Source organism: Erwinia sp. V71 (genome assembly GCF_965644245.1).
GTDB lineage: Bacteria > Pseudomonadota > Gammaproteobacteria > Enterobacterales > Enterobacteriaceae > Erwinia.
Genome location: NZ_CBFFRK010000160.1, coordinates 1 through 9,129 on the forward strand (window position 1 = coordinate 1; position 9,129 = coordinate 9,129).

Consider the following 9,129-nt stretch of genomic DNA (forward strand, 5'->3'; position numbering starts at 1 on the left):
GAGCGGGCATCGTGAAAAGTCTATGTCAAAGAAAGAGTTATGTTCTCATAATTGACGATTAAATCGCACCTTCCTTAGCAATCGGTGTAAGAGATTTTACCGATGGATCACCAGTCCAGGATTAATCGCAGGAAAAATGAGCAGAAAACCGCCGCGTAAGTAGTCAAAAAAGGCAAAATTGTCATTAAAAAACAGTCACGCAGCGGGCGTTTTGGCATGTTGTACTGATTTTGTGTGTTTTACTTTGACAATCGGCTGTGCTTTTGCGAAAACATTGTAGGAAGCAGAGGGTATTTAGGGCAGCACTGCGGGGTTTCACCCCGGAACTGGTGTCATTCTCCGAATAAACTCAGTCTGTCATTGGTCATGACGCATGGTGTGGACAGACAACATGCGTCATACAGATGGCGCTTAGAATCAGCAACAGACTCAAGTCTTCACTTCAGACAACCCTGCAACAATGATGTTTTGCAGGGTGCGGCAGGTTAAGGGAAGGAATTAAGAGAGACAATAATAATGGTAGACAATAAAAAACGCCCCGGAAAAGACCTCGACAGAATTGACCGTAACATCCTGAATGAACTGCAGAAGGATGGACGTATTTCTAACGTCGAACTTTCCAAGCGTGTTGGCTTATCGCCAACGCCGTGTCTTGAGCGTGTACGTCGTCTGGAACGACAGGGTTTTATTCTTGGCTATACCGCACTGCTGAATCCACACTATCTGGATGCATCACTGCTGGTGTTCGTTGAGATTACTCTGAATCGTGGCGCGCCCGATGTGTTTGAACAATTTAACGCCGCCGTGCAAAAACTTGAGGAAACTCAAGAGTGTCACCTTGTTTCCGGCGACTTCGACTATCTGTTGAAAACGCGTGTGCCAGACATGTCAGCGTATCGCAAATTGCTGGGTGAAACCTTGCTGCGACTGCCTGGCGTGAACGATACCCGTACTTATGTGGTCATGGAAGAAGTGAAACAAAGTAACCGTTTAGTCATTAAAACGCGTTAACACAGGGCAGGTGCAAAACCTGACAGAGTTCGGTACACTCCTGTGAATTCATACAGGTTCAGCGTCGGGAAGGCCCGACGCTGTTGCCTTCCAAGTTTACAGGCACCTGGAGAGTCCTCTTGAGCCAGGAATATACAGAAGACAAAGAAGTATCCCTGCAGCCGCTTAGTAGCGGACGTCGTCTGCTTGAAGCGCTGCTGATCATTGTTGCTCTTTTCGCCGTCTACCTGATGGTGGCTTTGCTGAGCTTCAATGCCTCCGATCCCAGCTGGTCACAGACCGCCTGGCATGAACCTATCCACAATCTGGGCGGCACCGTTGGCGCCTGGCTGGCAGATACCCTGCTGTTCATTTTTGGTGTGATGGCCTACGCCATTCCTCCGGTCATTCTTGGCTTGTGCTGGATTACCTTCCGTCAGCGCGATGAGCGGGATTACATCGACTACTTTGCGGTGGCCCTGCGTCTGATTGGCGTGCTGGCACTGGTGATTACCACCTGCGGCCTGGCGGCGATTAACGCCGACGATATCTGGTATTTCGCGTCCGGCGGTGTGATTGGCAGCCTGGTCAGTAATGCGATGGCGCCGTATTTTAGCGGCGCGGGTGGCACGTTAACCCTGCTGTGCGTCTGGGCGGCGGGTTTAACCCTGTATACCGGCTGGTCGTGGCTGACGATCGCAGAAAAAATTGGCGGTGTGGTGATGGGCGTGCTGACGTTTGCCAGCAATCGCTCACGCCGCGACGACGAGTGGCATGAAGAAGACGATGAGCCGCAGGAAGCGCCATTGCTGAAAACCACGCCGGTGGACAGCGATGACGATGATGTGTTGCTGGCGAAGCCGAAGAAAATGTTTGCTGATGAGCAGGATGATGCTGAGCAGGACCCACTGTTCGCCAGACCTGCTGCTACCGCCAGCGCGGTTGCTGCGGCCAGCGCTGCTGCGTCAGCCAGTGCAGCAGCCAACACCGCTGTGCAGAATCCGCCGCCAGTGCAGTTTACTGCGCCGGAGACAGCTGTACCTGTGACGCCGTCCGTTGAGCAGGATGATCCTTTTGCCGCTGCGCCGGCACCGACGCAGCAGGCTGCGTCAGCGATGACGGATGCAGCGCTTCAGCCTGAAGCACCGCCTGCTTCACCGCCGCTGTACCGCTTTGAAATGCCACAGGAAACCCCGGCGCCGGTGCAGCCTGTGGCTGATGAAGACGAGGGGCCGCAGCTGGGCAACTGGCGTGATATGCCGTCCGCAGCGCCTTCACCGTTTGATTTTATGCCCGCGCAAGATGATCCGCTGGCGGCGGCAGGCCAGGTGGCAGGTGCTGCTGCGCCATTTATGCCAGTGTTCAGTGCGGTCAGCGATACTGATGGTAATCCGCAGGTGAAACAGGGTATTGGTCCGGAACTGCCGCGACCGAACCCGGTCAGGCTGCCGACGCGTCGTGAGCTGGCGTCTTATGGCATCAAGCTGCCATCGCAGCGTATGGCGGAAGAGAAGGCGAGAGAAGAGCAACTGCGCCAGCAGGAGCAACTCAGTCAGAACGCCACTGATGCTGTTGATGATGACGAAGCATCACAGATTGCCGAAGCGTATCTGCGTGAAGCCTTTATGGCGCAACAGCAGCAGCGTTATGGCTCTGACTTTGCGGCGGAAGAAGAGGATGAAGAGGCGCTGCAACAGGCGATGCTGGCGCGTCAGTTCGCCGAGCAACAGCAGCAACGCTATAGTGAGCAGACTGACGACGATGACGGCCCGACCTTTAACCTCGACACGTCCGCGGCGTTCGAATTCTCGCCGATGGAGCAACTGGTGGATGATGGCCCAGCTGAGCCGTTGTTTACCCTGGATGCGGTCGCTGAAGACGATGAGCCGCCGTATCAGCCACAGTCTGCCGCCAGCTGGCAGCAGGCCGCGTCTGCAGCACCTCAGGTCAGTACGTCCCAGCCGGTGTATGCGCAGCAGCAACCTGCTGAACCACAACAACCTTTTGCTGCGCAGCAGCATGAGACAGCTCCGCAGGCGTTCGCTGCACAGCAGAGTGCCGCTCCGGCCCAGCCGCAGCAGCCGAAAGCTGACAGCCTGATCCATCCGTTCCTGATGCGTCATGAGCAGCCACTGCAGAAACCGGCGACGCCATTACCGACACTCGACCTGCTGACATCACCACCGGAAGAAGAAGAGCCGGTGGATATGTTCGCGCTTGAACAGACCGCACGCCTGGTGGAAGCGCGTCTGGCGGATTACCGGGTGAAAGCGGAAGTGGTTGGCACCTCGCCTGGTCCGGTGATTACACGTTACGAACTGGATCTGGCGCCAGGGGTGAAAGCGGCGCGTATCTCTAACCTGTCGCGTGACCTTGCGCGTTCACTCTCCGCGGTGGCGGTGCGTGTGGTGGAGGTTATTCCGGGTAAACCTTATGTCGGTCTTGAGCTGCCGAATAAGCATCGTCAGACGGTGTACCTGCGTGAAGTGCTGGACTGCGCTAAATTCCGCGATAATCCATCGCCGCTGTCGGTGGTGCTGGGGAAAGATATTTCCGGTCAGCCAGTAGTGGCGGACCTGGCGAAGATGCCGCACCTGCTGGTGGCCGGTACGACCGGTTCCGGTAAGTCGGTCGGCGTTAACGCCATGATTATCAGTATGTTGTATAAAGCGACGCCAGAAGATGTGCGCTTTATTATGATTGACCCGAAAATGCTGGAGCTGTCGGTTTACGAAGGTATTCCGCATCTGCTGACCGAAGTGGTCACCGATATGAAAGATGCCGCCAATGCGCTGCGCTGGAGTGTGGGTGAAATGGAGCGTCGCTATAAGCTGATGTCAGCGCTTGGCGTGCGTAACCTTGCCGGTTACAACGAGAAAGTGAAACAGGCAGAAGCGATGGGCCGACCTATTCCCGATCCGTTCTGGAAGCCCGGCGACAGTATGGATACCACGCCGCCAGTGCTGGAAAAACTGCCGTATATCGTGGTGATGGTCGATGAGTTCGCTGACCTGATGATGGCGGTCGGTAAGAAAGTGGAAGAGCTGATCGCTCGTCTGGCGCAGAAAGCGCGTGCTGCGGGTATTCACCTGGTGCTGGCGACTCAGCGTCCGTCGGTGGATGTGATTACGGGTCTGATTAAGGCCAATATCCCGACGCGTATTGCCTTCACTGTCTCCAGTAAAATTGACTCACGTACCATTCTCGATCAGGGTGGCGCAGAATCGCTGCTCGGTATGGGTGATATGTTGTATATGCCGCCGAACTCGTCAATGCCGGTGCGTGTCCATGGCGCGTTTGTGCGTGATGAAGAAGTCCACGCTGTGGTGCAGGACTGGAAAGCGCGCGGTCGTCCACAGTATATCGACAGCATCACGGCGGGTGAGGATAGCGAAAACGGCAGTCTCGGCCTTGAAGGCGATGACGAGCTGGACCCGCTGTTCGACCAGGCGGTGGCGTTTGTGGTGGATAAACGTCGCGCGTCTATTTCCGGTGTGCAGCGCCAGTTCCGTATCGGCTATAACCGTGCGGCACGTATCATTGAGCAGATGGAAATGCAGGGGATTGTCTCGGCACCGGGTCACAACGGTAACCGTGAGGTTCTGGCTCCGCCATCACATGATATGTAATAAAGCGCATTTTCCGCTGTCTTAATACCCAGGACGGGCCAGGCTTGCCTGGCCCGTTGAACGTTGTTTAAAAAGGAATCTGTTGTAATGAAAAAACTATTACTTTCCTGCTGCCTGCTGAGCGCGCTGACTTCAGCCAGCGTACTGGCGGATGCTTCCGGTGATTTGCAGCAACGTCTGGGTAAAGTGAAAAGCTTCCACGCCAGTTTCACGCAGAAAGTGACCGATGCCAGTGGTTCCTCGGTACAGGATGGCGAAGGTGAACTGTGGGTACAGCGCCCGAACCTGTTTAACTGGCACATGACCGCGCCGGATGAAAGCGTGCTGATCTCTGACGGTAAAACCCTGTGGTTCTATAATCCGTTTGTCGAGCAGGTGAGCGCCAGCTGGCTGAAAGATGCCACCAGCAACACGCCGTTTATGCTGATTGCGCGTAACCAGGCGAGCGACTGGCAGCAGTACAATATTAAACAGCAGGGTGACAGCTTCGAGCTGACGCCGAAAAATCCGGCGGGCAACCTGAAACAGTTCACCATCAATGTGTCCACGGCGGGAACGATTAACCAGTTCAGCGCGGTGGAACAGGATGGTCAGCGCAGTTCCTACAGCCTGAAGGCGCAGCAAAATGGCACGCTAAGTGCGGATAAGTTTACCTTTACCCCGCCAAAAGGCGTGACGGTTGACGATCAGCGTCAGTGAGGTGTAAGTGAGTAATCTGTCTCTGGATTTTTCCCATAACGAGTTTCAGCCACTGGCCGCGCGCATGCGGCCAGCGACGCTGGCGCAATATATCGGGCAGCAGCATCTGCTGGCGCCAGGCAAACCGTTGCCGCGCGCCATTGAAGCGGGCCATCTGCACTCGATGATTTTATGGGGACCGCCAGGGACAGGGAAAACCACGCTGGCGGAGATTATTGGTCATTATGGCCAGGCCGATGTGGAGCGTATCTCCGCGGTGACGTCCGGTGTAAAAGAGATTCGTGAGGCGATTGAGCGGGCACGCCAGAACCGCAACGCGGGTCGCCGCACGATTCTGTTTGTCGATGAGGTGCATCGCTTCAACAAGAGCCAGCAGGATGCTTTTCTGCCGCATATTGAAGATGGCACCATTACCTTTATCGGTGCGACCACCGAGAATCCCTCCTTCGAACTGAATTCTGCACTGCTGTCGCGGGCGCGCGTCTATCTGCTGAAATCGCTGACCAATGCTGATATTGAACAGGTGTTGCAGCAGGCGATGAGCGATAAAGAGCGCGGTTACGGTCAGCAGGATATCGTCCTGCCGGACAATACCCGCGCGATGATCGCCGAGCTGGTGAACGGTGATGCGCGCCGGGCCCTGAATACGCTGGAAATGATGGCCGATATGGCCGAAAGCGATGCCGCCGGTCAGCGGGTACTCACACCACAGTTGCTGAATGAGGTATCCGGTGAGCGCAGCGCACGCTTCGATAACAAGGGCAACCGCTATTACGATTTGATTTCTGCGTTGCATAAATCAGTACGCGGTTCCGCGCCGGACGCCGCATTGTACTGGTATGCGCGTATTATCACCGCTGGCGGCGACCCGCTGTATGTGGCGCGCCGTTTGCTGGCGATTGCTTCCGAAGATGTCGGCAATGCTGATCCGCGCGGTATGCAGGTGGCGATTGCCGCCTGGGACTGTTTTACCCGTGTTGGCCCGGCAGAAGGTGAACGCGCCATCGCCCAGGCGATTGTCTATCTGGCCTGTGCGCCGAAGAGTAATGCGGTATACACCGCGTTTAAAGCAGCGATGCGCGACGCGCGTGAAAGCCCGGATTATGATGTGCCGGAGCATTTGCGTAATGCGCCGACGAAGCTGATGAAAGAGATGGGGCTGGGCGCCGAGTATCGCTATGCGCATGATGAACCCAATGCCTATGCCGCCGGTGAGAACTATTTCCCGCCACAAATGGCCGCCACGCGTTACTACCAGCCGACTTCACGGGGTCTGGAAGGCAAAATTGGTGAAAAGCTCGCCTGGCTAACTGAACAGGATCAAAATAGCCCGACAAAACGCTACCGCTGATTCAGGCGTTGCGGTAAGGTTGTATCTCAAGGAATTCAACGCATTCGCCACAGGTGTGGATGCGTCCCTTCTATCGTTTACTCAACCACAATAAGCACAGGATAAGCATGCTCGATCCCAATCTGCTGCGTAACGAGCCAGACGCAGTCGCTGAAAAACTGGCACGCCGAGGATTTAAACTGGATGTGGAACAACTGCGCTCCCTCGAAGAGCGTCGTAAAGTGCTGCAGGTCGAAACCGAAAGTCTGCAGGCTGAGCGTAATTCCCGATCCAAATCCATCGGTCAGGCAAAAGCGCGCGGGGAAGATATCGAGTCGTTGCGTCTGGAAGTGAACGCGCTCGGCGAACGTCTGGACGCTGCTAAGTCTGAACTGGACGAGTTGCAGAACACCATTCGTGACTATGCGCTGACCATGCCTAACCTGCCAGCCGATGAAGTCCCGCTGGGCAAAGACGACAGCGAGAATCAGGAAATCAGCCGCTGGGGTGAACCACGCAAGTTCGATTTCCCGGTACGTGACCACGTTGAACTGGGTGAGATGGCGCGCGGACTGGATTTCGCCGCTGGCGCGAAACTGACCGGTGCACGTTTTGTCGTAATGCAGGGGCAGATCGCCCTGATGCACCGTGCCCTGAGCCAGTTTATGCTCGACCTGCATACTGAGCAGCACGGTTATCTGGAAACTGCTGTACCGTACCTGGTCAACCAGGCGTCTCTGTTTGGTACGGGTCAGTTGCCGAAATTTGGCGAAGACCTGTTCCACACCCGCCCGCTGGCGGAAGAGGCAGAAACCAGCAGCTATGGCCTGATCCCGACGTCTGAAGTGCCGCTGACCAACCTGGTACGCGACGAGATTCTGGAAGAAGAATCACTGCCGCTGAAGATGACCGCGCATACGCCATGTTTCCGCTCTGAAGCGGGATCTTACGGTCGTGATACCCGTGGTCTGATCCGTATGCACCAGTTTGATAAAGTGGAAATGGTGCACATCGTGCGCCCGGAAGATTCCATGGGCGCACTGGAAGAGCTGGTAGGACATGCGGAGAAAGTGCTGCAGTTGCTGAACCTGCCATACCGTAAAGTGCTGCTGTGCACTGGCGACATGGGCTTTGGTGCAACCAAAACCTACGACCTGGAAGTGTGGCTGCCTGCGCAGGACACTTACCGTGAAATCTCTTCCTGCTCCAATATGTGGGATTTCCAGGCTCGCCGTATGCAGGCGCGCTGCCGCAGCAAAACGGACAAGAAACCGCGTCTGGTACATACCCTGAACGGTTCTGGTCTGGCTGTGGGCCGTACGCTGGTCGCGGTACTGGAAAACTATCAGCAGGCTGATGGTCGTATCCAGGTGCCGGAAGTGTTGCGCCCGTATATGAAAGGTCTGGAATTTATCGGCTGATAAACCGGTACTGACAGCAGAAAACCCGCAGGTGAAAGCCCGCGGGTTTTTTTATGCCTGCCAGAGAGGGATGAGATTAATGCGCCAGCTGAGTGGTGTAATTTGCCGCGACCCAGCGGTAGCCGCTACCCTCCTTTTGCACATGTCCCAGTCCAGGAAAGGCGATATGGGCCGCCGCGACCCAGTAACCCTGCTGTGCCGCCTGTGCCAGCACTTTTTCACGTGTCTGCACGGCCTGTGCCTGATTAACATCAAAGTGGATCGCCACATGCGGGTCAGGCATCTGCACCGCTTTGGCATGAATAATATCCCCCCACAGCACCAGCTTCTGGCCATCGCTTTCGATTTCATACAGTACGCTGCCTGGTGTATGTCCGGCGGCAGGCACGGCTTTTATTCCGGCAAATACGGTGGCGGGTGGGGTAAAGGTGACCAGCTGTCCGGCCGCTATCACCGGGCGCAGTGTTTGTTCCGATTCTGCAAAGGTGTGGCGCTGGCTGGCTTCCACTTTGCTGCTGTTTGCGGGGGTTAACCAGAAATCGATATCCTGCTGTGCCACATACACACGCGCATGTGGGAAGGCGGGCTTGCCATTGCGTGATACGCCGCCGGAGTGGTCAGCATGTACATGGGTTAACAGCACGGCATCGATGCTGTCCGCCGGATAACCTGCTGCCGCGAGGTTCTCCAGCAGATGGCCGCCGTTATGACCAAACAGATCGCCCGCACCGGCATCCACCAGCACCTGCTGCTGACCGTTGTCGATCACAAAGGCGTTAATCGAGGTTTCTGCCTGTGGCGTCATGGCATCACTGGCCATACGCTCTTTCAGCTGTTGCGGCGAAATGTGGGTCAGTAATTTATCCAGCGGTACGGTCACCGTGCCATCAGAGACGGCGGTGATGCGCAGTTTGCCTAATGTCATACGGTAATAACCCGGTGCCTGTTGATCCAGCGGTGTAACCGCGGCAGACAGCGCCAGTGTGCGTATTCCGCTCTGAACGATCACGGATTGGCATCGAAGTTCGATCACAGTTTCGCATCTCTTCGATCAGCCGGG

The 9,129-nt window shown here is 55.9% G+C and carries 6 protein-coding genes; 5 read left to right on the forward strand and 1 reads right to left on the reverse strand.

The window, feature by feature from the left end; genetic code table 11:
- Window positions 1-516 precede the first annotated feature (516 nt).
- From lrp to serS, 5 genes are all read left to right on the forward strand, one after another.
- Window positions 517-1,011 carry a leucine-responsive transcriptional regulator Lrp gene (lrp, locus tag ACSZO1_RS20620; RefSeq protein ID WP_017347019.1) on the forward strand — a complete coding sequence of 165 codons (495 nt, stop codon included), beginning with the start codon at window positions 517-519 and terminating at the stop codon, window positions 1,009-1,011.
- Window positions 1,012-1,130: 119 nt separating this feature from the next.
- The gene (locus tag ACSZO1_RS20625; RefSeq protein WP_437615998.1) at window positions 1,131-4,619 is read left to right on the forward strand and encodes a DNA translocase FtsK 4TM domain-containing protein; all 3,489 of its coding nucleotides are present in this window, start codon (window positions 1,131-1,133) and stop codon (window positions 4,617-4,619) included.
- 87 nt (window positions 4,620-4,706) lie between these two features.
- Window positions 4,707-5,318 (forward strand): outer membrane lipoprotein chaperone LolA, encoded by a 612-nt coding sequence (gene lolA / locus ACSZO1_RS20630; RefSeq protein ID WP_437616000.1) that lies wholly within the window; start codon window positions 4,707-4,709, stop codon window positions 5,316-5,318.
- Window positions 5,319-5,325: 7 nt separating this feature from the next.
- Window positions 5,326-6,669, forward strand: a complete 1,344-nt coding sequence (locus ACSZO1_RS20635; RefSeq protein ID WP_437616002.1) for a replication-associated recombination protein A — start codon at window positions 5,326-5,328, stop codon at window positions 6,667-6,669.
- Window positions 6,670-6,776: 107 nt separating this feature from the next.
- Window positions 6,777-8,069: a serine--tRNA ligase gene (gene serS, locus ACSZO1_RS20640; protein ID WP_437616004.1), complete on the forward strand. Its 1,293-nt coding sequence runs from the start codon at window positions 6,777-6,779 to the stop codon at window positions 8,067-8,069.
- Window positions 8,070-8,145: 76 nt separating this feature from the next.
- Here the strand turns inward: serS and ACSZO1_RS20645 are convergent, their stop codons facing one another.
- Complete coding sequence (locus ACSZO1_RS20645; RefSeq protein ID WP_437616006.1) at window positions 8,146-9,078, reverse strand: MBL fold metallo-hydrolase; 933 nt, start codon at window positions 9,076-9,078, stop codon at window positions 8,146-8,148.
- Between the last annotated feature and the right edge of the window lie 51 nt (window positions 9,079-9,129).